The sequence below is a fragment of the Desulfotomaculum sp. 1211_IL3151 genome (assembly GCF_036763075.1).
In the GTDB taxonomy this organism is placed as follows: Bacteria; Bacillota; Desulfotomaculia; order Desulfotomaculales; family Desulfotomaculaceae; genus Desulfotomaculum.
The window spans coordinates 14,129-38,689 of record NZ_JBAIYV010000051.1 but is presented as its reverse complement, the minus strand read 5'-3'; the positions used below and the strand labels follow the sequence as shown (position 1 = coordinate 38,689).

Annotated in this window: 24 protein-coding genes; 21 read left to right on the top strand and 3 right to left on the bottom strand. The window is 45.2% G+C overall.

The window, feature by feature from the left end; all coding sequences use genetic code 11:
- The first annotated feature begins 188 nt into the window (after nt 1–188).
- From V6C11_RS14425 to V6C11_RS14405, 5 genes are all read left to right on the top strand, one after another.
- Nucleotides 189–1,145, top strand: a complete 957-nt coding sequence (locus V6C11_RS14425) for a thiamine pyrophosphate-dependent dehydrogenase E1 component subunit alpha (RefSeq protein WP_333531901.1) — start codon at nt 189–191, stop codon at nt 1,143–1,145.
- A gap of 24 nt (nt 1,146–1,169) precedes the next feature.
- The gene (locus tag V6C11_RS14420; RefSeq protein ID WP_333531900.1) at nt 1,170–2,147 is read left to right on the top strand and encodes an alpha-ketoacid dehydrogenase subunit beta; all 978 of its coding nucleotides are present in this window, start codon (nt 1,170–1,172) and stop codon (nt 2,145–2,147) included.
- Nucleotides 2,148–2,272: 125 nt separating this feature from the next.
- Nucleotides 2,273–3,832, top strand: a complete 1,560-nt coding sequence (locus tag V6C11_RS14415; protein WP_333531899.1) for a spore germination protein — start codon at nt 2,273–2,275, stop codon at nt 3,830–3,832.
- Nucleotides 3,829–5,013 (top strand): Ger(x)C family spore germination protein, encoded by a 1,185-nt coding sequence (locus V6C11_RS14410; protein WP_333531898.1) that lies wholly within the window; start codon nt 3,829–3,831, stop codon nt 5,011–5,013. The genes V6C11_RS14415 and V6C11_RS14410 overlap by 4 nt, the downstream gene beginning before the upstream one ends.
- Entirely contained in the window at nt 5,006–6,097 is a 1,092-nt protein-coding gene (locus V6C11_RS14405; RefSeq protein ID WP_333531897.1) for a GerAB/ArcD/ProY family transporter, read from the top strand. Before V6C11_RS14410 ends, V6C11_RS14405 begins: the two co-directional genes overlap by 8 nt.
- A gap of 17 nt (nt 6,098–6,114) precedes the next feature.
- Here the strand turns inward: V6C11_RS14405 and V6C11_RS14400 are convergent, their stop codons facing one another.
- Together V6C11_RS14400 and V6C11_RS14395 are read right to left on the bottom strand one after the other, a co-directional pair.
- Complete coding sequence (locus V6C11_RS14400) at nt 6,115–7,218, bottom strand: NAD(P)/FAD-dependent oxidoreductase (protein ID WP_333531896.1); 1,104 nt, start codon at nt 7,216–7,218, stop codon at nt 6,115–6,117.
- A 195-nt stretch (nt 7,219–7,413) separates the two neighbouring features.
- Nucleotides 7,414–8,508, bottom strand: a complete 1,095-nt coding sequence (locus V6C11_RS14395; protein WP_333531895.1) for an ABC transporter substrate-binding protein — start codon at nt 8,506–8,508, stop codon at nt 7,414–7,416.
- A 156-nt stretch (nt 8,509–8,664) separates the two neighbouring features.
- Here V6C11_RS14395 and V6C11_RS14390 point away from each other — a divergent pair, with 156 nt between their 5' ends.
- Nucleotides 8,665–9,123, top strand: coding sequence for a TIGR04086 family membrane protein (locus V6C11_RS14390; RefSeq protein WP_333531894.1), 459 nt, complete (start codon nt 8,665–8,667; stop codon nt 9,121–9,123).
- A 139-nt stretch (nt 9,124–9,262) separates the two neighbouring features.
- Here the strand turns inward: V6C11_RS14390 and V6C11_RS14385 are convergent, their stop codons facing one another.
- A complete protein-coding gene (locus V6C11_RS14385; RefSeq protein WP_333531893.1) occupies nt 9,263–9,427 on the bottom strand; it encodes a hypothetical protein in 165 nt (54 codons plus the stop codon).
- 521 nt (nt 9,428–9,948) lie between these two features.
- On the opposite strand from V6C11_RS14385, the gene V6C11_RS14380 reads away from it, so the two are divergent.
- The 15 genes from V6C11_RS14380 to rodA all read left to right on the top strand — a co-directional run bounded on the left by V6C11_RS14380 (nt 9,949) and on the right by rodA (nt 24,555).
- A complete protein-coding gene (locus tag V6C11_RS14380; RefSeq protein WP_333531892.1) occupies nt 9,949–12,588 on the top strand; it encodes a valine--tRNA ligase in 2,640 nt (879 codons plus the stop codon).
- A gap of 138 nt (nt 12,589–12,726) precedes the next feature.
- Entirely contained in the window at nt 12,727–12,954 is a 228-nt protein-coding gene (locus V6C11_RS14375; RefSeq protein ID WP_333531891.1) for a type II toxin-antitoxin system HicB family antitoxin, read from the top strand.
- Between the two features lie 112 nt (nt 12,955–13,066).
- Complete coding sequence (locus V6C11_RS14370) at nt 13,067–14,374, top strand: bifunctional folylpolyglutamate synthase/dihydrofolate synthase (protein ID WP_333531890.1); 1,308 nt, start codon at nt 13,067–13,069, stop codon at nt 14,372–14,374.
- 280 nt (nt 14,375–14,654) lie between these two features.
- Nucleotides 14,655–15,287 (top strand): redox-sensing transcriptional repressor Rex, encoded by a 633-nt coding sequence (locus V6C11_RS14365; protein WP_333531889.1) that lies wholly within the window; start codon nt 14,655–14,657, stop codon nt 15,285–15,287.
- A gap of 158 nt (nt 15,288–15,445) precedes the next feature.
- Entirely contained in the window at nt 15,446–15,691 is a 246-nt protein-coding gene (locus tag V6C11_RS14360; protein ID WP_333531888.1) for a DUF4321 domain-containing protein, read from the top strand.
- A gap of 21 nt (nt 15,692–15,712) precedes the next feature.
- On the top strand, nt 15,713–16,288 hold the full coding sequence (locus tag V6C11_RS14355) for a Maf family protein (RefSeq protein ID WP_333531887.1): 576 nt from the start codon (nt 15,713–15,715) through the stop codon (nt 16,286–16,288).
- Nucleotides 16,285–16,968, top strand: coding sequence for a RadC family protein (radC, locus tag V6C11_RS14350; RefSeq protein ID WP_333531886.1), 684 nt, complete (start codon nt 16,285–16,287; stop codon nt 16,966–16,968). Before V6C11_RS14355 ends, radC begins: the two co-directional genes overlap by 4 nt.
- Before the next feature lie 33 nt (nt 16,969–17,001).
- Nucleotides 17,002–18,033, top strand: a complete 1,032-nt coding sequence (locus V6C11_RS14345; protein ID WP_333531885.1) for a rod shape-determining protein — start codon at nt 17,002–17,004, stop codon at nt 18,031–18,033.
- 16 nt (nt 18,034–18,049) lie between these two features.
- Nucleotides 18,050–18,910 carry a rod shape-determining protein MreC gene (mreC, locus tag V6C11_RS14340; protein WP_333531884.1) on the top strand — a complete coding sequence of 287 codons (861 nt, stop codon included), beginning with the start codon at nt 18,050–18,052 and terminating at the stop codon, nt 18,908–18,910.
- A complete protein-coding gene (gene mreD / locus V6C11_RS14335) occupies nt 18,911–19,411 on the top strand; it encodes a rod shape-determining protein MreD (protein WP_333531883.1) in 501 nt (166 codons plus the stop codon).
- 101 nt (nt 19,412–19,512) lie between these two features.
- Nucleotides 19,513–21,492, top strand: a complete 1,980-nt coding sequence (mrdA, locus tag V6C11_RS14330; RefSeq protein ID WP_333531882.1) for a penicillin-binding protein 2 — start codon at nt 19,513–19,515, stop codon at nt 21,490–21,492.
- A 122-nt stretch (nt 21,493–21,614) separates the two neighbouring features.
- Nucleotides 21,615–22,028, top strand: coding sequence for a septum site-determining protein MinC (minC, locus tag V6C11_RS14325; RefSeq protein ID WP_333531881.1), 414 nt, complete (start codon nt 21,615–21,617; stop codon nt 22,026–22,028).
- 61 nt (nt 22,029–22,089) lie between these two features.
- On the top strand, nt 22,090–22,884 hold the full coding sequence (minD, locus tag V6C11_RS14320) for a septum site-determining protein MinD (protein WP_333531880.1): 795 nt from the start codon (nt 22,090–22,092) through the stop codon (nt 22,882–22,884).
- A gap of 16 nt (nt 22,885–22,900) precedes the next feature.
- A complete protein-coding gene (gene minE, locus V6C11_RS14315; RefSeq protein WP_333531879.1) occupies nt 22,901–23,173 on the top strand; it encodes a cell division topological specificity factor MinE in 273 nt (90 codons plus the stop codon).
- A 143-nt stretch (nt 23,174–23,316) separates the two neighbouring features.
- On the top strand, nt 23,317–24,555 hold the full coding sequence (gene rodA, locus V6C11_RS14310; RefSeq protein ID WP_333531878.1) for a rod shape-determining protein RodA: 1,239 nt from the start codon (nt 23,317–23,319) through the stop codon (nt 24,553–24,555).
- Nucleotides 24,556–24,561: the final 6 nt, after the last annotated feature.

The window sequence follows — 24,561 nt, the reverse complement described above, 5'->3', positions numbered from 1 at the left end:
CTGGATGATTCCGGCGGTCTTTTTTTGCTTTTAGCCATTAGCCGGGAGCACAAAAGAACCGTCCCCTTGTGCTCTCTGTAATGCATGCAAAAAAAGCGGACGGCGGATGGCTATATTTCTTTTTTTAACAAAGGACTTCTCCAATGAGCATGGAATATTTAGGTAAAACCTAGGAGGTGATCTAGCTCGTGGAGAATTTGAATCAGGTTAAATTGCTGGAAACCATGCTGCTAATTCGTAAGTTTGAAGAAAAGCTGGAGGATTTAAGCAAAGAGTATGGCAAGCTGCACGGTATGATGATCGTTTGTACGGGTCAGGAAGCAGTGGCAGCGGGTGTCAGTGCAGCATTGGAGCCGCAGGATGTAATTATTAGCAATCACCGCAGTCATGGGCATCTAATAGCGAAAGGGGCCTTACCAAATCTTATCATGGCTGAGATCTATGGCAAACGTACTGGGTATAACAAAGGTAAAAGCGGCACCTTGCACATTGCAGCTCCGGAGGTCAATGCCCTCTGCACCACCACCGTGGTAGGAGGAGGTATCCCCATTGCCGTGGGGACAGCCTTTGCGGCCCAATATGAAAAGAAGGACTTTGTCACGGTGTGTTATTTTGGCAACGGAGCATCGGATGAAGGTAGTTTTCATGAGGCCCTCAATTTAGCTGCCTTATGGAATCTGCCTGTGATTTTTGTTTGTGAAAATAATATATATTCCGGCGCCCAGCGGCTGGAAGAACACACCAGACTAAAAGATCTGGCTGACCGTGCCATAGCCTACGGTATGCCATCCCAGGTGGTGGATGGTAATGACGTATTAAAGGTGCATCAAGCCACAGCAGAGGCACGACAAAAGTGTTTGTCTGGGCAGGGTCCCATCCTCATTGAATGTAAAACCTATCGCTGGGGGGGCCATAGCACCACCGATTTTCAGTCATACCAGCCAAAGGAAGAAATTGAACAATGGAAACAACGTTGTCCCATCGAACTGTTAAAAAATACACTGCTGGGAACAGGCCAGTTAACAGAGGCAGTTTGGCAGCAGATCAATGAGGAAGCGACCAAACAGGTAGAACAGGCTGTACAGTTTGCCGAGGAAAGTCCCTGGCCGGATGTTACCGAGGCTTTGGAAGACGTATTTGCCTAGGGTAATAGAAAGGGGGATTGTAAAATGCAACAGATAACAATGGGTGAAGCTGTCAATCAGGCCTTACGGGAAGAGATGCGTCGGGATGAGCAGGTTTTTATTGCCGGAGAAGGTGTGGGTGTGGGAATTCATAGCAATCCGAAGTTTCCCACCTTTGGGTTATTAGAGGAATTTGGAGCCCGCCGGGTAAAGGATACTCCCGTGTCCGAGGCAGCTATTGCCGGTCTTGCGGTGGGAGCCTCGGTGATGGGACTGCGCCCGGTGGTGGAGATTATGTTTAATCCCTTTTTTACCATTGCAGCGGATCAAATCGTCAACCACGCAGCCAAGCTGCGTTATTTATCCGGTGGTAAGAGTAAATTTCCTTTGGTAGTGCGTATGAAGAGTGGCTCCGGTATTGGTGCCGGCTGCCAGCATTCCCATAACCTAGAAGCTTGGTTGGCCCACTGCCCTGGGCTTAAGGTGGTAATGCCCAGCACCCCGGCAGATGCCAAGGGACTGTTAAAGTCTGCCATTCGGGATGATAATCCGGTTATTTTTATTGAAGACATGATCCTCTATTTTGTACCTGGTCCTGTACCAGAGGAGGATTACCAAATCCCCATCGGGGTAGCGGATGTTAAAAAGCCTGGGCGGGATGTTACCCTGGTAACCTGGTCCAAGATGTTAGGGACCGCTTTTAAGGCTGCGGCTCAGTTGGAGCAAGAGGGTATCAGTGTGGAGATTGTAGACCTGAGAACGCTGGTTCCCTTAGATGAAGAGGCCATTTTAAAGTCCGTGGCCAAAACCGGTCGCCTGGTAGTGTTGCATGAAGCCACCCGTACAGGTGGGTTTGGTGGGGAAATTGCTGCCCTGGTGGCAGAAAAGGCCTTTGTACAGTTAAAAGCACCCATTAAAAGAATTGCCGCCCCGGATATACCCGTACCCTACAGTAAGCCCTTGGAGGAGTTTTACTTGCCTAATGAAAAAATGGTCATAGAGGGTATCAAAGCCCTTTTATAGCAAAGCCTTTTTATAATAATAAGGGGGAGTGTCGGAAGCGACACCCCTTTTATTTTTGGCAAATATACATAAAATTGCCAAAATGTCGCACAATAAAACATAAGCTATGGCGATGAGGTATGACGATGCTGAAGAGGTATTTGAAAAACTTTGTGGTTGAAAAAATCATGGAATCAGGCAACCAGCCTCAGCGGCCAAAGGCTCCTGTGGCACCCGATTTAAATAGGGTTATGGATGCCCTGCGGCAGCGCTTTGGCAGTACGGGGGATTTGGTGCTGCGTAAAATCCTGGCTGGGAATGGTACTATACCGGTCTTAGTGGTTTATCTGGAGAATATGGCCGACCCAAAAACTATTAATGAATCGATTATTGCCAAACTTCAAGAGGCGCCGGTTGCACTTTTGGCTAACAGCAAAATTTTGGCCCATGCAGTGTTGCCGGTATCAAAGGTTGTCCTTACAGGTGATTTGGTAAAGGCCGTTGACGGTATTCTCTATGGGAAAACCGCGATCTTTTTGTCTGGGTCCGATCGGGCCATCGTGGCTGAGACCAGCGGTTGGGAAAAAAGAAGTATCCAACCGCCAGAGACGGAGACAAATATACAAGGACCCCAAGAAGGCTTTGTGGAAGCCATTTCAGTCAACATAACCCAGATAAGAAGAAGGATCCGGGATAGTCAGTTGCGTTTTGATAACTTACATTTGGGAACGAGAACCAATACGGCTCTATCGGTGGCCTATATCGAAGGGTTGGCTGATCCTGGCATTGTGGCAGAGGTGAAAAAGAGAGTACAGGCCATTCGAATCGATGGCATTCAGTCAGCCCAAAGTGTGATGGAGTTTATCAAAGATCAGCGTTTAACACCTTTTTCCACCCTGCTGAAAACCGAAAGACCAGCCAAAGTGGTGGCCTGTCTATTAGAAGGCAGGGTGGCAATTTTTGTGGATGGTACTCCCTTTGTTATCGTGGCACCGGTTACCTTTGCCATGATGTTACAAGAAGGGGACGACTATTATTTTAGTTTTTACTTTGGTTCCTTTTTGCGTTGGTTAACACTCTTTGCCTTTACCGCTACGTTGGTTTTACCTTCTTTATATACTGCCATCACCACGCACCATTGGGAAATGATGCCTACCCCTTTGGCCCTGAGCATCGCCGGCAGCCGGGAGGGCGTTCCTTTTCCACTCCTGGTGGAAGTATTGGCCATGGAATTAACCTTTGAATTGCTGCGCGAAGCGGGGGTACGTCTGCCTAAGGCAGTGGGTCCGGCCGTCAGTATTGCCGGGGCATTGGTGATTGGTCAGGCCGCCGTGCAGGCAGGGTTAATTTCACCTGTGGTGGTCGTCCTGGTGGCCTTCACTGGTATCGCTTCCTTTGCCATACCCAGTTATGATGCCACGCTGGCTTTCCGGCTGCTGCGGTTTCCCTTAATCATCCTTTCTTTTGCCATAGGAATCCTTGGGTTGGTGGCGGGGTTAATTGTCATCTGGGCCCATATGGCCTCTCTCACCTCCTTTGGCGTCCCTTACCTGGCCCCCTTTACCCCAGTGCAGGTTAAGGATTTAAAGGATACCTTATTCCGTGTCCCGACCTGGGCCATGGTGACCCGGCCTCAAACGATACCTTCCCTGGATCCGGACCGCTTAGGGAAGGTCCAAAGCCATCAGGAGGAAGATGAAAGGTGAGCCGGCCACGGTTTTTAACTTTGCTGCTGATTGTCAGTCTATTGCTGGGTGGTTGTACCGAGCGACGGGAAATGAATGAAACAAATTTTGTTTTGGGTGCCTTGTTTGACTACGATGCAGAAAAAGATAAATATGAAATGTATACCCAAGTAGCGGTAAGTGAGGCTTTTAGTAAAATGCAGTCGGGAGGCCAGCTGCAGGAAACCTATCTCATATATAGAGGTGAAGCAGATACCGTCTATGGTGCAGTGCGGGATGCTGCTAGAAATTCCGCTAGACGACTGTTTTGGTCCCATTGTGATGTTTATGTCATGGGAAAGGATTTAGCCCAAAAGGGTATCTTGCCCTTTCTTGATTTTGCCCATAGGGATCATGAACTGAGATCAACGGCTTATATCTTTGTCAGTGATATACCGCGGGAAAAACTCCTTTCCATAAAGGATGGGCAGGAAAAGGTGCCCCTAATGGCACTAAAAAGGTTGGTGCTGTTAGGGCCCAAAAGACATGGTGAGACTATTCCCAAGCGGGTCATTGAGGTTTGGAAGGACCAGTCCATGGAAAATCCTGTCTACTTAGTTCCCATGTTAAGCATGAAGCAACCGGAAACCCGGGCCGTGGAAGAAAAAACGAAATTTGAAATGGCGGGTGCAGCGGTATTTCGGGAGGATAAAATGGTGGGCAGACTCTCGCCCCAGGAAACCAGAGGGTACCTATTTGTCTCTGGTCAAATAAAAAATGCTGTATTTCCCCTGCAAGTCCACGGGAAAAAAATCGCTGTAGAATTGATCGGCTCCAAAGCAAAAATTATACCGCACATTGAGGACGGCAATGTTGCCTTTCGCATAGAAGTAAAGCCTCAATTTAACTTTGGAGAAAATGATCAGCCGCTAAATTTAGAAAATCAAGCCTTTGATAAAGCCGCGGAAAATGCTTTTAATGGGGCAGTGGAGCAGGAGATTAGGAAAAGCATCGAGCAGGCCCAACAACTGAAAGCGGATTATTTTAATTTAGCCCGGGAGGTACAATTGGCTGATAACAAACTTTGGCAGCAGATACGGAATCAATGGGCCGAAGAGATATTCCCTGATCTGTCCATAGAGGTAATGGTACAATCCCAGTTGCTGCGAACGGGCTTACTCATTGAGACCAATCTGAAGGGTGGCAGGGCTGAAGGTGAATAACAAAATCAGTGCGAAGCAGGCAGGATTCTTGGTGGTCACCTGTATTTTAGCAACGGTGGATGTATTTATTCCCTCCGAGGTAGCCCAAAGGGCTGGCAGGGATGCTTGGTTGTCGGTGCTCATTGCCGTGGTTATTGGCTATAGTATGTTTCGCCTGACCCTAATGCTTTGTTCCCTGTTTCCCAACCATACATTGGCGGGATTCAATCGCTTGCTGCTGGGAAAATATCTGGGTGGTGTAGTTACCATGATCTATATTTTAGCCTTTCTAGTTATTTCTACTATTGCCTTGGTGGAATTTGCGATTATTATTCCCACAGCCTTTAAGCCAGGTAGTTCCATTTATTTATGGGATTTTACACTGCTTTTACCAGCTCTGTATGTGGCTTCCCTGGGTATTTCCATACCGGCCCGCATGAATGAGCTGCTTTTGCCTCTGGGGTTGCTAATTCTATTGATCGTGGTGGTTTTTAATATACCTTATATTAATCTCAAAGAATATCTGCCAGTGCTGGCAAACGGCTATCTGCCTCCCTTGGTTGGGGCCTATACCATGGGGGGGAAATTAGGCCATTCGCTTTTGTATTTTGTCATCTTCCCCCTAATTGAGCATAAGGATAAGTTAATTGCGCTGGGTAATAAACTTACTCCTTTGTTAATACTGGCCCTATGGGCAGGAACACTGGCTATAGCAATTTTTGGGCCAGCATTAACAGGTATGATGATATTCCCCGCCCTAGAAATGATTCGTAACATTGATATAGGATTTATCACCCGGCTGGATGCCCTGATGATGATGGTTTGGTATATGGGTTTTTTAATTTTTATTGCAGCTTTTAGCTATGGGGCTGCGGTTCTAACGAGGGATTTATTTAATTTAAAAGGCTATCGGCTCGTCCTTTGGTTTTATGGCCTAGTTATTCTCGTAATAGCAAATTTCAGGATTATCAATGTCCCATTAATAAGGACCATGTTTTTAAACCCGTTATCCAGCATGGTCTACATCTTGGCACTGGTGATACCTTTATTGCTCTTAATCGTTGCCAAGCTGCGTGGTTACCCTAAAGAAGTTGGTGAATCCTAGCTCCTCTTCTTATTTTTTCAGGATTTTGGAGGAAGGATGCTTTTCTGACGCAGGGTTGTTGAATCACGGATCAATTCTAAGACATCCCCGGCAATCCGCAGCACAGGAATATTGCTGTGATAGTTAATATGTCTAATAACTGGAAAGGTTATCGTGGCAATCAAATGATCATAGTCGTTGTTATGCATGGTATTTAAAATTTCCCGAATGCGCACAGAGCGTCTCATTTCCTTGTCCAACTCAGCTGCAGTTTTTGGAAAAGAAGCTTTTTTGGCAATGGCCCTGCCGGCCAGCACACCACTCCGTAAGGCTGATACTGTGCCAAAGCCCAGGAAGGACTCCATAAAGCCCCCGGCAACACCAATCAAAATAATATTTCGCACTTGATGAGGATAAACGGTTCCAGACGCGTGTTCCAGCATAAAGTTCTCTTCTATTTGGTAATTTAGTTTTTCTTTTTTGAGAAAGGTCCTCCAATGGCGTTCCATTTCCTGGGCTGTGGCATTGGCATGAATAAGCACTAAGCTCGCTCTAGTGCGGCTAAAGGCTGTTAAATAGGCATAGGCCCCCAGGGCATAATCCGTATTCACCCACATGATCAATTCTTGGGGATTAAAGTCACCCGTTATAATGGCCCCCCGAACTAAAGAAATAAAGTTTTCTGTCCAAATGCCCAGGGTAGCAGGAACCTGCCGATGGCCGGTTGCTACCACCACGTAGTCATATTCCTTAGCCAGTTCCGAATGATCAGCCCGGCAATTGAAATTGATCGGGCTTTTTAATTTGTTGGCCAGCTGTGTTTCTAGGGAACGTTCACCCTGGCCCCGTTCTAAAAAATAGCCAAAATTTCTAGACTTTACGACTTTTTTTGCATTTGGGGAGTTCATGGTTAACTTCTTCCATGTGTTCAGGGGATGGATATCGATATGATAATCCTTTTTTAGCCAGTACAATTGGTTAGGTACTGGGCGATTCATCAGTTGAAGAAGCCCCGCCACATGAGGAAAAGGTTCACCGACGCGGGGGCGCTCTTCAAAAATATCCGGGTAAATGCCATGGTGTTCCAATTCATGGGCACAAGCCAGCCCAGAAACGCCGGCACCAATGATGGCAACTTTCATCAGGGACACCTCCTTATTAGCCATCAGCCATCAGCTATGCCATCCTAAGCGATAGCCAAGGCTCTTTTGCATCATTGAAAGGTAAGATCCAAGATCCCCCGCTATCGCTTAGGATGATAAGGGATTTTCATCCTTCTGTAGCTGCCGCCTGATGGCTATTATTCTTCCCCGCGGTGATCCGATTATGAAGGAAACTTACTTAAAATCCAGACTCTTCACCTTTTCCCACCAGGTTTTTTCCTTTTTTAGTTCCGGTGGAATATATTCTACGGTTTTAGCAGCATGCTTAGCCAACGTATTATTGACGCCATCCTTAAACTCCACAGGATTCGTCATTTCTCCGGAGTGGCTGACATAGGTTTTTAAATTTTCATAGTCTTTTTCTAAGGTTAAGGGGTTTTTTGCCCACATGCCTTGCTTTTTATATTCTTGAATAATTATGGTAATAACTTCTTTATCCAACTCTGGGAAGTAGGGGGAGACGATTTGGGCTGCTTCTTCCGGCTTATGATAGTCCAGCCAGAGCATGCCCTTGCAGAGACCGTTTACTAGTTTCTGGCAAGCTTGAGCGTTGTTTTTTAAATAGTTCCCGGAGGCCAGAAAAACCAGCGATGGGATGGGTGCAACAGCATCACCTAAAAAGGTGGCCAAATTTCCAGTTTGCCTTTGTAAAGTTTGCTGGGCTAGGGGCTGGGGCATTTGCACAAAATGTCCTACCCCTGCGGCAAAGGCACCTTCCTTTAGATCAGAGGGTAGGTTTTGGATAATGATTACTTGATGCTGTAGGGTCAATTTATTTTGTCTTAGTGCTTCCTCCAAAACGATATTGGATTGGCTATCCGGGGCATCCCCCAGAATGCTTTTTCGTTTGACATTCTGCCAGGAAAAATTCGTTGCATCCTGGCGAGATATCAGGTAGGTCCCTTCCCTTTGAGCCACTGTGGCAAAGGCTATCCGGTCTGCCCCGGTACCCAGGGGACGGGTAAAGACACCTTGGCACAGGTCGCTTAAAAGAACAGCACCGTTACTCTGTTCAACAAAGGAATTTTCAGAAGAAGTCGCCAGCTTAGAGGTGGTTATCTCTAAATCTTGTTCCTGATAAAAGCCCTGAGCCAGGGCGATATAGTGGGGCAAGGCCAGCAGGGTGCGTTCGTTTTCCACTATTTTGATCTGATCGGGTCCCTTTGATTCCAGTTGGTATAACAGAAATTCTTTCATACCAAAGGTGCCCAACCCGGCCACCGCCAGCAGCAATAGGAGTAATAATAACCCTTTCCAACGTTTTCTCATTAAAAAGCACCTCCCAAAGCAAATCCACTAATATTTTATTTGGTGAATGAAAAAAAAGACCAGATTATACCTTTCTAAGCATATTTTTGAAGAAGCAACATAAATATTCTATAAGAATAAAAATAAAGAATAAAACTAAAAGGAGGCTTTAGCAGCATGGGTAAATTTACCTTTGTGCAGTGGCATAAGCACGGACTAAAGGGAGACAAGCCCTTTAAAAGAGGTGCTGTGGGGACAGGCCTGGTGAGAGCCTTTGGGGTTACCTTTGCAGTGGTGGTTATGATGGGTTTTGTAGTGGCTGTGACCCGTCAAACAGTCTACAATTTCTCCTGGCTCACGCTGCTCACGGTATTTGCCGCGGCAACCATTGGCGGAGGCAGTGCGGGCGCTGCTGCTGGCATTCGGGGCTGGCAGCATGGGGGTGCAACAGGCTTGATTTACGGTTTGTTTTTTGTGGTGGTAGGATTTTTTACGGGTATACCAATTTTTGATCCAGTCCTCATCACCACCGCCATGACTATCTTAGGCAGCATCGGGGGAATCATTGGTGTAAACCTTCCTTCTGCCAGGAAAGCAGTGCTCAAACGGAGATACTTGGGAAATTTTAATCGGTAATTTTAGCTATTAGCTAAAGGCTAACAGTCAAAAGCGAACGGTTAATAAAGGAAAAAGGTGTCTGAATTTCAGTTCACTAAACTGAAATTCAGACACCTTTACTTGGCAAATAAAATGTGAAATCGTTCACTAGATACACCTATCTTTGTGGGTATTTTTCCAAAATAATTTCCATGACTTGCTTTTGCTTAGGAGAATTTTTAATTTCTTGAATTCTCTCAGCCATGTAGTAAGGGTTTTCCATCATTTTTGCCATAACATCCTTGGTCATTGGTTCGGTACTTTGGGTTCTTTGCGTAAACAATGTTTGGCTCCCCCCTTTTTTAAGAATATCTTTACTATACACCATTTTGTGAAGTTTTGCACTACCCTGGCATATAGTCGAAATATAAAATAAATACTGAAGGTTTTATTTTCTTAGGAAACCAGGTTTTGTTGACATGGGGTACAAAAATCATTAAACTATAGCATAGGCAAAGTCGAAGAAGGGGAGTTCCTGGATTATTTTGAGCCTAGAGAGGAAGATTCATGGCTGCAAGATCTTCTGCCCAAAAACCAAGGATGTCGCCCCAGAGACGCCAATCTGAAGCAATAGTAGGTTTGGCCGGGTGGCCCGTTATAGCCCAAGAGTTGTCAGCACAGATTTTTTGTGGTGGAAACAAGGTGGTATCGCGGAAGCTTACTTCCGTCCTTGATTGGACGGGAGTTTTTTTATTAACTTTTAGGATATTCCCTTAGGGTCAGCCCATGGCCTTAAAAGGGCAAAGTAAGAAATGAATAGGAAGAAGACCGTTAGCCTGAGGAATAAAAAAGGAGCGATAAAAGTTGACAGAAAACAATATCCCAACGGTTTATAATCCCAAAGAGGTAGAAACAAAATGGTACCGTCACTGGGAAGCAAGTAAATATTTTCATGCTGAAGTGGAAAAGGATAAAACCCCCTTTTGCATTGTTATGCCACCCCCAAATGTCACGGGTCAACTTCATATGGGGCACGCCCTGGATAATACTTTACAAGATATATTAACCCGCTGGCGCAGAATGCAGGGCTATAACGCTCTGTGGGTTCCCGGCACGGACCATGCAGGCATTGCTACCCAGGCTAAAGTGGAAGAACAACTAGCTAAGGAAGGACAATCCAAATATGATTTAGGCCGGGAGAAATTCCTCAAGCGGGTATGGGATTGGAAGGAGCAGTATGGCAATCGCATTACCTCTCAACTGCGCCATTTAGGGGCATCCTGTGATTGGGATCGTGAACGCTTTACCATGGATGAGGGCTGTTCCAAAGCGGTGCTGGAGGTTTTTGTCCGCCTCTTCGAACAAGGCCTAATTTATAGGGATTATTACATTACTAACTGGTGTTCCCATTGCCAGACCACCATTTCGGATATCGAAGTGGAACACCAGGACAAGCACGGTCAGCTTTATTACATTAAGTATCCGTCCAAGGAGAACGCCGCTGAGTATATTCTTGTGGCCACTACCAGGCCGGAAACCATGTTGGGTGACGTAGCTGTGGCGGTAAACCCGGAGGATGATCGTTATCTGCATTTGGTGGGCAAAACACTGGTACTACCCATCATGGGTCGTGAATTGCCAGTTATCGCTGATGCCTATTGTGACCCCACCTTTGGTACGGGTGCGGTTAAGATGACACCGGCCCATGATCCCAATGACTTTGAAATAGGTCGCCGGCACGGGTTGCCTGAAATTATCGTCATTGACAAACATGGCAAAATGAATGAACAGGCCGGCAAATACCAGGGGCTAGATCGCTTTGAATGCCGTAAGCAAATTGTGCGTGATTTGGAGGCCATGGGTGCCTTGGTAAAGGTAGAGGATATCAGCCATGCTGTTGGCCACTGCTACCGCTGTAACACTGCCATTGAACCGGCCCTTTCGAAACAGTGGTTTGTCAAGATGAAACCTTTGGCTGAGCCAGCCATTGAAGCAGTAATCGATGGTCGCATTAAATTTATACCGGAGCGTTTTACTAAGATTTACTTAAATTGGATGGAAAACATCCGTGACTGGTGTATCTCCCGTCAGTTGTGGTGGGGTCACCGCATCCCAGTCTACTACTGCCAAGACTGTGATGAAATGGTAGCTTCCATTACCCAGGTAACCTCCTGTGGTAAGTGCGGCGGTAAGGTTGAGCAGGATACCGATGTTCTGGATACCTGGTTTTCCTCAGCCCTGTGGCCCTTCTCTACCTTGGGTTGGCCGGACAAAACGCCGGAGTTGGAGCATTTTTACCCCACATCTGTGTTAGTAACCGGGCGAGACATTATTTTCTTCTGGGTGGCTCGGATGATTTTTTCAGGCTTAAGAAACATGGATCAGGAGCCCTTTAAAGAGGTATTTATCCACGGTCTGGTATTGGATTCCCTGGGCCGCAAAATGAGTAAATCCTTGGGCAATGGCGTTGACCCACTGGATGTCATTGATAGTCACGGCGCCGACTCCTTGAGGTTTATGCTGATTACTGGTAACACCCCCGGCAACGACCTGCGTTTCCACTTCGAAAGATTGGACGGCGCACGTAATTTTGCCAATAAACTTTGGAATGCCTCCCGCTTTGTGATGATGAATTTGGCAGATTATGATGCTAAGGCTAAAGGGAGTCCGTACACCCTGGCCGATCGTTGGATACTCAGTCGTCTACAGGGAACCACCCAAGAAGTTACCGATTTCCTGGAACGCTACGAACTGGGTGAGGCAGCCAGGGTGCTTTACGAATTCATCTGGAGCAGCTTCTGTGACTGGTACATTGAACTGGTAAAACCCCGTTTGTTTGGCAAAACCACACCAGAAGACCGGGTAACAGCCCAACAAGTACTGGTTCAGGTGTTAAGACAAACCCTGGAACTGTTGCATCCCTTTATGCCCTTTATTACCGAGGAAATCTGGCAAAAACTACCCCATCAGGGTGAAACCATTATGCTAGCCCCCTGGCCCGAGGCCCAGGGAGCCCTGCAAGACCAAACGGCCGAGGCGGAAATGGCTGTGCTAATTGAAGTTATTACCGCCATCCGACGTATCCGTGGGGAGATGAATGTACCACCGGGTAAAAAAGCAGAGGCATTTTTAGTGGCGGCAGAGGAAAGCTACCGTAGTATTTTGGAGAGGAATACTGCTTACATTCAAGGGTCCGCCAATACCATGGCCAAGGTCGTGAGCCAATTGCCTGTCAAACCCGATCAGTCGGCAAGTGCTGTAACCCGTGGGGTGGAAATCTTTGTGCCTCTCAAAGGGCTGATTGACCTGGATAAAGAAATAGCCCGTTTAAATAAGGAATTAAAGAGCGTACAAGGTGATTTAGCCAGAGTACAAGGCAAACTAAATAACCAGGGTTTCTTAGCCAAAGCCCCGGCGGAAGTTATCGAGAAAGAAAAGGCCAAAGAACAGGAGCTAACCATCAAGGCAGAAGCTCTCAAAGATCGATTAGCTATGCTAAGCTAATCGGTATTCCTATTGGGTCTGCCCTGGGCCAGGTGCTGTGAGCCATGGGTTAAGAACATGGCTCATGGCCAGAGGGCTAATGTGACAGGTTCCTGAAGGAAGCAAATTCACGGTCTTATGCAAATGGAGGAGAATATAATGGCTTTACGGTTTGAGGAACTTTTAAGCCCGTTGCCCAAAGGTGGCTTAGAGGGTGAAATAAAAGTAGGAATTCGTATCCAGGTACATGAAGATCCAGATGATGGCGGCTATTATGCGGTAACTCCAGATGTGCCTGGCTGTGCCTCCCGGGGAACCACAATGGAAGAAGCAGTGGAGAATTTTAAGGAAGCCATCCGATTTTTCCTCATTGAAAATGCACATTGAATCCATGGGGGATTTCTAATCGGGTTGGCCATGGACCAAAGGTTAAAAAAGGGCCAAGGCCCATGGCCTAACAGCGGGTGCCTTAAAAATGTAGGATTGAGGAGCTAATTCAGTGACTTACGACGATGCAATCGAGTACTTAAAAAACCTGACAAAGTTCGGCATGAACCTGGGCTTGGCCCGTATTGAAGAATTACTTAGGCGTTTGGGAAATCCTCAGAACAGATTAAATATTATTCATGTTGGGGGGACCAATGGCAAAGGGTCTACCACGGCTATGATCGCCAATATTCTTACAAGCGCTGGCTACAAAACCGGCATGTTTAGTTCTCCCCACTTGCACCACTACAGTGAAAGGTTTATGATCAATGGACAGCCTATAACATCAGAAAAATTGGTGGCGTTAATCGAAGTTGTTAAACCTGAGTTAACTAGGATGGTGCAGGAAGGATTTGAACATCCCACTGAGTTTGAAGTGAGTACGGCATTGGCTTTGCTCTATTTTGCCAATGAAGAAACGGATTTTGTGGTACTGGAAGTGGGATTAGGCGGTGCCATTGACTCCACCAACATAGTCAAGCCGAGGGTTGCTGTAATTACCAATGTGGCAATGGACCATATGGATTACCTGGGTGACACCTTGGCGGAAATCGCCAGAGTTAAGGCTGGTATTATCAAACCGGATGTGCCGATTGTTACTGCCGCTGAGGCTGAACCGCTGGAGATTATCCGTCAGGTGGCATGGAGTAATCATTGTCAGTTAATACAAATTGGTAGAGACGTGACATGGTCACAGGTTCAGCGGGAGCTAAAACAGGATTTTCAAACCTTTATCATTAACGGACAACAAAATACATATCAAGTAAAGCTTCCTTTACTGGGGGCTCACCAACAAATTAATGCAGCCACCGCAGTGGCAGCAGTGGAAATGCTTGGCACAGAAAAGGATCATAGCATACCTGACACTGCCATAATAAATGGCTTAAGAACCGTAAAATGGCCGGGCCGCCTGGAGATTGTTCAGAATAACCCCACTGTTTTACTGGATGGTGCCCATAACCATGCCGGGGCCCTCGCTTTGAAAAGGGCTTTACGAGACTATTTTCCTAACCGAAAAATTGTATTTGTTTTAGGTATGTTGGCAGATAAAGAGCGTTCCAAGGTGGTAGCAGAACTGGCACCACTGGCTAAGGCAGTGGTGGTAACACGCTCCAATAATCCAAGAGCAGGGGACTGGACGAAGTTAGCGGATGATGCCCGCACCTATTTAGATGAGGTAGCGGTGGTTGAAGCTGTTGAGGAGGCCATTCAAAAGGCATTGGCTCAGATAAAAGAGAATGATGTACTGTGTATAACAGGTTCATTATATATGGTGGCAGAGGCAAGGTCCTTGCTAAAGAATTTACGATCATTAAAGTGATTCTAGTGCAAACAATAACAATAATAATGTGCAAAAAAACTAGAAAATTGTCACAAAAAAGATAAATATAAATAATGTTGTCAAGTTGTGTCACAAGATAGAATATTATAAGTCATAAAGGCGATTTAAATATACTATTTTTGCGGAAAACTTGTCACAGTATTCACAAATACTCTTTGCAACGGACCCATTTTACTACTATAATATTATTATGGGAATAAATAAGTTGTAGTAAAATAAAATAAAAGGATTATCTTTTATATAAAAGGGAGGGGCCCTGGTGAAAGCACTCAAGATCCCAGAAGCAACAATTACTAGATTGTCAATATATTCGAGATTTTTAAAGAGATTAGATAAAAAGGGTATCACAACTGTATCCTCTGGGGATATAGCCGAAGGCGTTGGTGTTAGTCCTGCCCAAGTTCGTAAGGATTTGGCCTATTTCGGGGAGTTTGGCACCAGGGGAGTTGGCTATAACGTTAAAGACTTAATTCGCTACACAGTAAAGATTCTCGGCTTATCCGATCCTTGGAGCCTAGTGATGGTCGGGGCTGGTAATTTGGGCTCCGCTCTGGTTACCTACAAGGAGTTTAAAGACAGAGGTTTTTCGATCGTCGGGGTTTTTGATAATGACCTTACCAAAATTGGCAAAAGGATTGCTGATATGGAGGTACTTCCCCTTGAGGAATTACCCAAAGTGGTTAAGGAAAGTAATGTCAGGATTGGTATTATTGCCGTACCTTCTAAGGCAGCCCAGGATATTGCTGATTTTATGGTAAAATCAGGTTTAGAGGCACTGTTAAACTTTGCACCCATTTCTTTGAACGTACCGGATGAGATAGAAGTCCGCAACGTAGACCTTTCAGTTAAACTGGAAATTTTAACCTTTAACTTGGCTCTAAAAGAAAAGTAAGATGGTAAGAGGTGGGGAAACAAACCCACCTCTTTTACATACTTATCATCAACTGGGGGACAACTAATCTAAATGTAATTTGCTTGTCATATATTAGGGTCAATGATAAACTTAATAGAAGTAATATCAACTTCTATATAGGTGAAAAGGTGGGAAAAATGAGAACGGGCAAGAGAACAGGAACCCTTATTGTACTATTGCTGGCTGGGGCCATTGCCGGTAGTGCATTGGGCCATGTAATAGCCTCATATATACCGGTGTTGGGCAACTTTACGTCCATCGGCCTTAAACATACAAGCATTAACCTTTATTTTCTTGAACTATCCTTTGGTTTAACGATGTCTTTGGGGCCAATAACGGCTCTTGGTTTGCTTTTTGGCTTTCTAGCCTATCGAAGATTATAAAAAATCATAGGGGTGTCCTTTGTGCGGCAAATTATTCTTGCATCTGCATCACCCAGGAGACAGGAACTACTCAAAAATCTGGGATTAGCATTTGAGGTACAAGTTAGTGACGTAGATGAAACCTTGGAAGAAAGTGTTCTACCAGCCCAAATGGTTGAGAAACTGGCTGAGCGCAAAGCAGCAGCCGTAGCCGTAGAACGCAACCAGGGTCTGATTATTGGTGCAGATACCCTTGTTGTTTTGGAAAACAAACCTCTGGGCAAACCAGCAAACGCTGAAGAAGCCGTACAAATGTTAAATAGCCTACAGGGAAGAAGTCACGAAGTCTTTACTGGTTTAGCCGTCATCGATGCTGCTACCGGTCAAAGTGTTGTAACACATCAAGTTACGGCAGTTCGTTTTAAACCCCTCACAATGGAACAAATTAAGCGTTATGTAGAAACTCGAGAACCCATGGACAAGGCGGGTGGTTACGCTGTCCAGGGTTTGGCATCTATTTTTATTGACAGCATTCGTGGTTGCTACTTTAGTGTTGTAGGTTTGCCTGTGTCAAAACTGGCAGACTCATTACGAATGTTTGGAGTCGAAATTATATGACATATCCAATTATGCGGGAGTTACCCCCGGAATTGCGCCCTAGGGAGCGTATGTTAAAGGAGGGTGCCGGAAGTCTCTCGGATATTGATTTGTTGGCTATCCTGTTGCGCACCGGAACAACAAAGGTTTCCGTGGTGGAGCTGGCAGCCGAAATATTCAGTCGCTTTAAAGATTTGCGAGCACTTTCACAGGCCACCATTGAGGAACTTAGTCAAATAAAGGGTGTGGGGCCTGTTAAGGCTGTTCAAGTAAAGGCTGCTTTAGAACTGGGCCGCCGTTTGGCAGCCATGCCTGGGGAAGAACGTACCGTTATTAGGTGCCCGGAAGATGTTTGTGCCTTGTTAATGGAAGATCTTAGAAACTTAGATCGGGAACATTTTCTTGCCCTGCTGCTAAACACTAAAAATCAGGTTCTAGCTAGAGAAACTATCTCCATTGGAACCTTGAATTCCTCGGTGGTGCATCCTCGGGAACTATTCAAGATGGCCATCCGTCGCAGTGCTGCCTGTATGATTTTAGTGCATAATCACCCCAGTGGGGATCCGACTCCTAGCAGGGAGGATATTGCTTTAACCAAAAGATTGATAGAAGCGGGAGAAATTATCGGAATTGATGTCCTAGACCACATTGTTATTGGAGATAATAAATTTACTAGTTTAAAGTCTAAGGGTTTAGTTTAATAAGCCTACTTAGCTATTTAAGGAGGAAAATTCATGAGACTTGGTATGTTTTCCAAGGATATGGGAATAGATTTGGGAACCGCAAATTCATTGGTTTATTTAAAGGGGAAAGGAATTGTCCTTCGAGAACCCTCGGTTGTTGCCATTACGAGAGAAACTGGACAAGTACTGGCTGTGGGAGAAGAAGCAAAGAGAATGATTGGTCGAACCCCTGGCAACATTGTTGCCATCCGCCCCATGAAAGATGGTGTTATTGCGGACTTTGACGTAACCCAAAGCATGATCAAATATTTCATTAACAAAGCGCTCAGGAGCCGTTCCTTTATCGTTAAACCCAGGGTAGTAATAAGTGTTCCCTCTGGGGTAACTGCTGTTGAAGAAAGGGCTGTTCGTGAAGCTGCTTTACAAGCAGGTGCCAGGGAAGCTTATCTTATTGAAGAACCGATGGCTGCGGCCATCGGCTCTGGATTGCCTGTCCATGAGCCCACCGGCAATATGATTGTTGACATTGGCGGTGGTACCACAGAGGTTGCGGTGATATCCCTTGGCGGCATTGTTACCAGCCGCTCCATTCGGGTGGCCGGGGATGAAATGGATGATGCCATTATTCAGCACGTAAAAAGAACCTATAATTTAATGATTGGTGAGCGTACATCTGAGCAGATTAAAATAAACATTGGTACTGCTTATCCGCTGGAAGAGGAAGAAACAGAAGAGATTAGGGGACGTGATCTGGTAACTGGATTACCCAAAACCTTGCAAATTACTTCCAGCGAAATTTACAAGGCTCTATCTGAACCAGTGGCTTCCATCCTGGAGGCTGTTAAGGTTACCTTGGAAAAAACCCCCCCGGAATTGGCTGCTGACATTATGGATCGTGGTATTGTCATGGCTGGTGGTGGTTCCCTGTTGCGGGGGCTGGATCGATTGATTAGCGATCAGACAGGTATGCCGGTGCATATGGCCGAAGAACCTCTTTTGGCCGTGGCCTATGGGTCTGGCCGGGTATTGGAAAACATAGATGTTTTAAGACGAGTATTAATTCAACCCAAGAAGTTGGCTTAGAGGGGTGTGAGTTGTTTTGCCCCGGAATGTATCATATAAAAATTTCATATTTCTAGCCCTATTAATTGGCATAATCCTAATAGTTATGCGTTTTACTAACGTAGGGCGTGTTCAAGTATCACCAATGGAATCAGCCATAAAAGATGGTCTGGCCCCGGTGCAGGGTCTTTTGATGGGGGTCTCTAAGAATTTGCGGAACGGCTTTGATTCCATTTCTTCACTGGGTAAATTATCTGAGGAGAACAAGGCATTAAAGGATGAGGTAGCTAACCTGCAAGGGCAATTGTATTTGCAGGAAGAATTAAAACAAGAAAATGCCCGTCTGAAAGATTTATTACAGTATCAGGATCAATTTAAAAGTAATTTTAACTTTAAAGTAGCTGCGGTGATTGGCCGTGACCCGGGTAACTGGTTTGGGATGGTTACCTTAAACCAAGGGAGTAAAAATGGGATAGCTAAAAATATGCCAGTGGTAACATCCTTAGGTCTGGTTGGTAGGGTGGTGGCGGTTTCCCCCAATACTTCTCAGTTAATGTTAATTACCGATCCCCACAGTGGTGTAGGTGCCATGGTCCAAGATTCTAGGATACCGGGGGTTTTGGAAGGAATCACCTCAGGTGGTGGTGAAGCCAGGTTAATTCATGTACCAAAGGATACGGACTTAACCGAAGGGCAAGCCATTGTCACATCTGGTATTGGAGGAACTTTTCCTAAGGGATTGCCTGTGGGAAGAATAGTGGGTGTCTCTAATGAGCCCACGGGGTTATTTAGAACAGCAACGGTGGTGCCCTTCGCCGATCTACATCGTTTGGAGGAAGTACTAATTATTACCACCATATATAATCCGGAAATTCTTCCTGCAACGGAAGGTGATTAATTGCGTGCGTTAGTTTTATTTTTATTAATAATTACGGCCTTACTTTTACAGTCAACGGTTTTTACTTATCTCCAAGTTGCAGGGGTTAAACCGGACTTGTTGTTGATGTTGGTTGTTTTTAATGGCTTCCTTCGGGGTTCCCGGGAGGGGGCTTTTTTGGGTTTTTTAGCTGGCTTGGCCCAGGATATATTTACCGGAAATTACATTGGGCTAAATGCTCTCACCAAGATGGCTGCCGGTTATTTGGTTGGTCTGGCAGAGGCCCGATTTTTTAAAGAAAGCGCGATTCTGGTATCATTATTTACCATGTTCGTGGGTGTGGCAAATCAGGTGCTTTATTACCTGCTGTTATATTACCTCCATGTGGAGGTTTCTCCCTACTACGCCGTGATTCAAGTTATCATTCCTTCGGCTATCTATACAGGCTTGCTGGTACCACTGAGTTACTGGAAATTTTATAGTTCCAACGAAGAGGGCTGGCTCAGGCAAAGAGATTACTAACCCCGGCGCATGGCCAAAAGCCATATCCAAAAACAATCTTAATTAAGCTAAAAGCCAGAAGCTGACGGCTGATGGCTGACGCTAAAAAGGAGGAGTTGTCGATGGAAAGAAAGATTATTGAAAAAAAGACCCGGATACTCCTCTATCTTGTAATAGGGGTTTTCTTGATCCTGATCAGCCGTTTAGCCTATATGCAGCTTATTGACACGGAACGCTATGAGACTTATTCGAAACAAAACCATATGAAATTAAATCCCATCGTAGCTCCTAGAGGAGAGATCTATGATCGTAAGGGGATTAAGCTTGTAGGCAATAAGCCAGTTTATACGGTTTCATTGGTCTATCTGGGTCTCAAGGATACCGATCAGGTGGTTAACCGAATTGCCGGTATTTTGGAGATAGATCCAAAGGAAATAATGAAAAAACTGAACGATCAAAAATTTAAATTGTATCAACCCGTTCGTTTAGCCACAGATATTCCACTGGAAACAGTTTCCACCTTGGAGGAACAGCGACTGGATTTACCAGGGGTTGTTATTGATGTGGAGCCTGTTAGAAGTTACCCTTTCCAAGCAATGCTTTCTCATGTACTGGGCTATGTGCAGGAGATTAAGCAGGAACAACTAGAAAAAAACCCTGACAAAGGCTATCGGCTTGGTGATATGTATGGCCAGGAGGGACTGGAAAACTCCTTTGAAGCCTACCTAAAAGGGATTGATGGTGCCAGACAGGTAGAAGTGGATGCCCAGGCTAGACCTGTGCGGGATTTGGGTGTCAAGGAACCGATACCCGGTAACAATCTGCGCCTGACCATTGATGCCGAGGTACAGCAGGCCGCTGAAGAGGCTTTGGAAAGACAGGTTTTAGCCATGCGTAAACTTGGCCATGAGGCCACAGGAGGAGCCACGGTGGCCATCGATGTAAGGACCGGAGCGATTCGAGCGATGGCAAGTTATCCCACCTATGAACCATCGATTTGGATAAAAGGCTTAAGCCAAACCCAATGGCAGGATCTCCAAAAAAGCGGTGCCTTGCCCAACCGAACACTGCAGGTTTATGCGCCTGGTTCAACATTTAAAATGGTTGTGGCTGCAGCAGCACTGGACACGGGAAAAATTACTCCCAGCTTTACCATCTCGGACCCGGGTTATTATGCCTTTGCCAATACCATCATTAAGGATTCCAGCCCAGGCGGACATGGCCAAGTGGAAATTTTAGAAGCGATTCAAATGTCTTGCAATACATTCTTTATTACCCTGGGGCATCGTTTTTTAGGAGTCGATTTAATTGCCAAGTATGCACACATGTTTGGCTTTGGAGAGCTAACCGGGATTGAGATACCGGGTGAATTAAAGGGTACAGTACCAACACCGGATTATAAGTATAAGAGAAATAAGGCTTATTTGGATGCGATCTATGAGCCTAAATTTAAGGCAGTGGAGGATAAATATAAACCTTTGCTGGAGAATGCCAAGATAGCCGAAGAAAAGAAGAGTTTAGAAGAAGCAAAGAAAAAAGAAATACAGAAAATAAAAAATGATTATGATCAATATACCTGGGATCTTAATTGGCAAGTTTACGATACATTAAATATGTCCATTGGTCAGGGTTATAATTCTTATACACCTTTGCAATTGGCAAATTATACGGCAATGCTGGCAAATGGTGGCGTTAGATGGAAGCCCTATTTGGTAGAGAAGATTATATCCCCCGAAGGCGAGGTGCTGGAAGAATTCCAGCCCACAAAGGTTGATGAGGTGTCCATAAAGCCAGAGGTCTTTAAGGTAATTCAAGAAGGAATGAGGTTAGTTGCCGCAAGCGGTACGGCGGCTGGCACATTTAAAAACTTTCCGGTTCCTGTGGCCGCCAAAACCGGGACGGCACAGGTTACAGGCCGGGATGATCACGGACTTTTTGTTGGCTATGCCCCCTTTGATAAACCGGAAATAGCCGTGGCAACGGTAATCGATTATGGCGGCCACGGTGGTACCGCTTCCGCTCCAGTAGCTAGGGATATTTTTGCTGCCTATTTCGGGGTCGATACTACTCCTACACCGTCAGTGGTTTACAGTGTGGATTAATTGCCAATTTGTCTAATTATCACAGAATATCGGGGCTTATGGCCCCTTTTTTTTATCCATCTTTTGAAGGAATTGGTTTTTAGTTGTAGAATTTGATATAGGGTAAGCGGGGGGGAGTAAACTTGACGAAAGAAGAATTATCCAATACTGATTCTGTATCTCGCAGATTTCCTATGGAATTAGAGAATCTGGTGGATGAGAATACCATTCTAGTCCAAAGAACCTTGCGGTCTGGTCAAAGCATTTGTCATGACGGGAATGTAGTGGTATTGGGAGATGTAAACCCTGGGGCCGAAGTAGTTGCCACTGGCAATATTATTGTTATGGGCTCCCTGCGTGGGGTTGTTCATGCCGGTGCCAAGGGAGATGCCAATGCTGTTATTATTGGTTTTAGACTTAGGCCTACGCAACTAAGAATTGGTAACCATATTACCAGGCCCCCTGAAGACGAGTTATCAGATCCGAATTACCCGGAATTGGCCCGAATTAAGAATGGTGTCGTTACCATAGAAACCTTTAATTCTACTTTTAAATAATCATGCAATGGGATTAAGGGTTATGTTTGAAAAGCTTGGCATGATAAGGAGGACTTAAAATATGGGTGAAGTTATCGTAGTCACTTCTGGTAAAGGAGGGGTTGGTAAAACCACAACCACTGCCAACCTAGGCACTGGCCTTGCTTCGCATAACAAAAAGGTGTGTCTGGTAGATGCCGATATCGGACTGCGTAACCTTGATGTTGTACTTGGTCTGGAAAATAGAATTGTCTTTGACATTGTCGATGTTACCTCTGGGGTATGCCGTATGAGGCAGGCCTTAATTAAGGATAAGCGTTATGAATCACTGTATCTGTTACCTGCTGCTCAAACGAAAGATAAAACCGCTGTTAGTCCCGAGCAAATGGTTGAACTAACGGAAGAATTGAAAAAGGAATTTGATTTTATCATTATCGATTGCCCGGCAGGTATTGAGCAAGGCTTTAGAAATGCCGTTGCCGGGGCAAATAAGGCCATCGTTGTGACAACACCCGAAGTGTCCGCGGTGAGGGATGCAGATCGCATCATTGGTTTGTTAGAAGCAGCGGAATTGCGGGAACCCAAACTAATTATTAACCGTTACCGGACCAAAATGGTTAACCGTGGGGACATGATGAGTATTGACGACATGAATGAAATACTAGCCATTGATCTCCTGGGGGTAGTACCTGAGGATGAACAGGTTGTTGTCACCACCAACAAAGGTGAAACGGTGGTAAGGGATGACCAGTCCCAGAGTGGACAAGCTTACCGCAATATCACCCGTCGTATCCTGGGGGAAAATATTCCCTTAATGAACCTTGAGGAACCAGGTGGTTTCTTTAGTGCCTTAAAGAAAATGATCGGACTTAAGTAAGGAAGGGGGTACCGGAGTGTTAGAGTTTTTAAACAGGGTATTTGGGCGTGAATCGTCAAACAGTAAGAACGTGGCAAAAGAGAGGTTGAGATTGGTTTTGGTGCACGACCGGGCCAATGTTTCACCGGAGTTACTAACGTCCTTAAAAAATGACTTGATTAAGGTTATCTCAAATTATATGGAAATTGATGATAAAGCTCTTGAAGTAAGTCTCGATGGCGACGATAATCAGGTAGCCCTGGTGGCGAATATACCTGTAAAACGTATGAAAAGAGTAACCCCGGTCTAGTTTTACAAAGTTAAACCATTTAGTAATAGCACAAAAGAACCGTCCCCTTGTGCTCCGACACTCCCTTTTTACGCATATAGAACCCCCTTTTGTTTTATTTTTATGTAGTATATAATTTATAGGTTGAGGGGGAGGGATTTTTAATGGTGGACAAGCGGTTTGTCAGAAACCTGGACTATATATTAATAATCTCCGTATTACTGATTGTTTGCTTTAGTTTAGTCATTATTAGCAGTGCTACGGTGGTTAGCAGTCCAATGGATTTCCGGGAACACCAAGAATTGTGGAATAAGGAAACCCAAGGTATAAGTAATTTAACAGAAAGTGAACCAACTAGTCTTTCCTTTTTACAGTATGCCAATATATTATTTAGTGGTTATGTGCAAAAACAAATTATTTGGTTTGTGGCCGGCGTAATTGCTATACTGTTTGTTATATCGATATCCTACGAAGATTTACGACGTCATAGGAAAACCATTTATATTATTAACCTATTGTTGCTTGCAGCTGTGTTGTCACCCCTGGGCCATAATGCCAAGGGAGCGACCCGCTGGATTGATTTAGGGGCCTTTAAACTACAGCCCTCGGAATTTGCGAAAATTTTTATCATCATTACCTTTGCCGATTTTTTAAGTCGCCGTGAGGGTAAATTAAAGAACTTTAAAGATTTATTACCTTGCTTTGTTCACATCGGTGTTCCGATGCTGCTTATATTAAAACAACCTGATCTGGGAACCTCTTTGGTCTTTATCGCCATTATGTTTGGCATGCTTTTTGTTGCAAGCTCCAATGGAAAATTGATCGCTGGTTTGTTCTTTGGTGGACTGACCTCGGCCGTTAGTTGGGTTTGGTTGCATTTTAAGATTGGTCTTTGGATTCCCTTAAAGGACTATCAGTTAGACCGGCTGCTCGTGTTTATTGACCCTTGGGAACAGTGGCATGGTAACGGCTACCACGTAGTACAGTCTCAGATTGCCATCGGTTCAGGTGGCTTGGAAGGGAAAGGGATCTTTAACGGTAGTCAAAATCAGTTAAACTTTTTACCCGAACAGCACACAGACTTCATCTTTTCGGTTGTCGGTGAAGAGATGGGCTTTATTGGTGTGACTGCACTGCTTGTCCTTTTCCTGATCCTTTTATACCGCGGCATAAGAATTGCCTCTGAGGCAAGGGATTTAAACGGTACCCTGTTGGCCAGCGGTGTAGTAACCATGTTAGCCTTTCATATTTTAACCAACGTGGGCATGGTTTCTGGCATCATGCCAGTTACTGGTGTACCCTTACCCCTTTTCAGCTACGGTGGCAGCAGCATGTTGACCAATATGATTGCCATCGGTATCTTGCTCAATGTGTATAGTCGAAGGCAGAAGATACTGTTTTAACTCTAG

Bases quoted from the DNA above. Each gene is read 5' to 3' on its own strand.
- V6C11_RS14400 (WP_333531896.1), bottom strand. From the start codon at position 7,218: ATGAAAGTTGCCATCATTGGTGCCGGCGTTTCTGGGCTGGCTTGTGCC.
- V6C11_RS14420 (WP_333531900.1), top strand. From the start codon at position 1,170: ATGCAACAGATAACAATGGGTGAAGCTGTCAATCAGGCCTTACGGGAA.
- V6C11_RS14345 (WP_333531885.1), top strand. From the start codon at position 17,002: ATGAGACTTGGTATGTTTTCCAAGGATATGGGAATAGATTTGGGAACC.
- V6C11_RS14395 (WP_333531895.1), bottom strand. From the start codon at position 8,508: ATGAGAAAACGTTGGAAAGGGTTATTATTACTCCTATTGCTGCTGGCG.
- V6C11_RS14375 (WP_333531891.1), top strand. From the start codon at position 12,727: ATGGCTTTACGGTTTGAGGAACTTTTAAGCCCGTTGCCCAAAGGTGGC.
- radC (WP_333531886.1), top strand. From the start codon at position 16,285: ATGACATATCCAATTATGCGGGAGTTACCCCCGGAATTGCGCCCTAGG.
- minD (WP_333531880.1), top strand. From the start codon at position 22,090: ATGGGTGAAGTTATCGTAGTCACTTCTGGTAAAGGAGGGGTTGGTAAA.
- mrdA (WP_333531882.1), top strand. From the start codon at position 19,513: ATGGAAAGAAAGATTATTGAAAAAAAGACCCGGATACTCCTCTATCTT.
- V6C11_RS14360 (WP_333531888.1), top strand. From the start codon at position 15,446: ATGAGAACGGGCAAGAGAACAGGAACCCTTATTGTACTATTGCTGGCT.
- V6C11_RS14415 (WP_333531899.1), top strand. From the start codon at position 2,273: ATGCTGAAGAGGTATTTGAAAAACTTTGTGGTTGAAAAAATCATGGAA.
- V6C11_RS14390 (WP_333531894.1), top strand. From the start codon at position 8,665: ATGGGTAAATTTACCTTTGTGCAGTGGCATAAGCACGGACTAAAGGGA.
- rodA (WP_333531878.1), top strand. From the start codon at position 23,317: ATGGTGGACAAGCGGTTTGTCAGAAACCTGGACTATATATTAATAATC.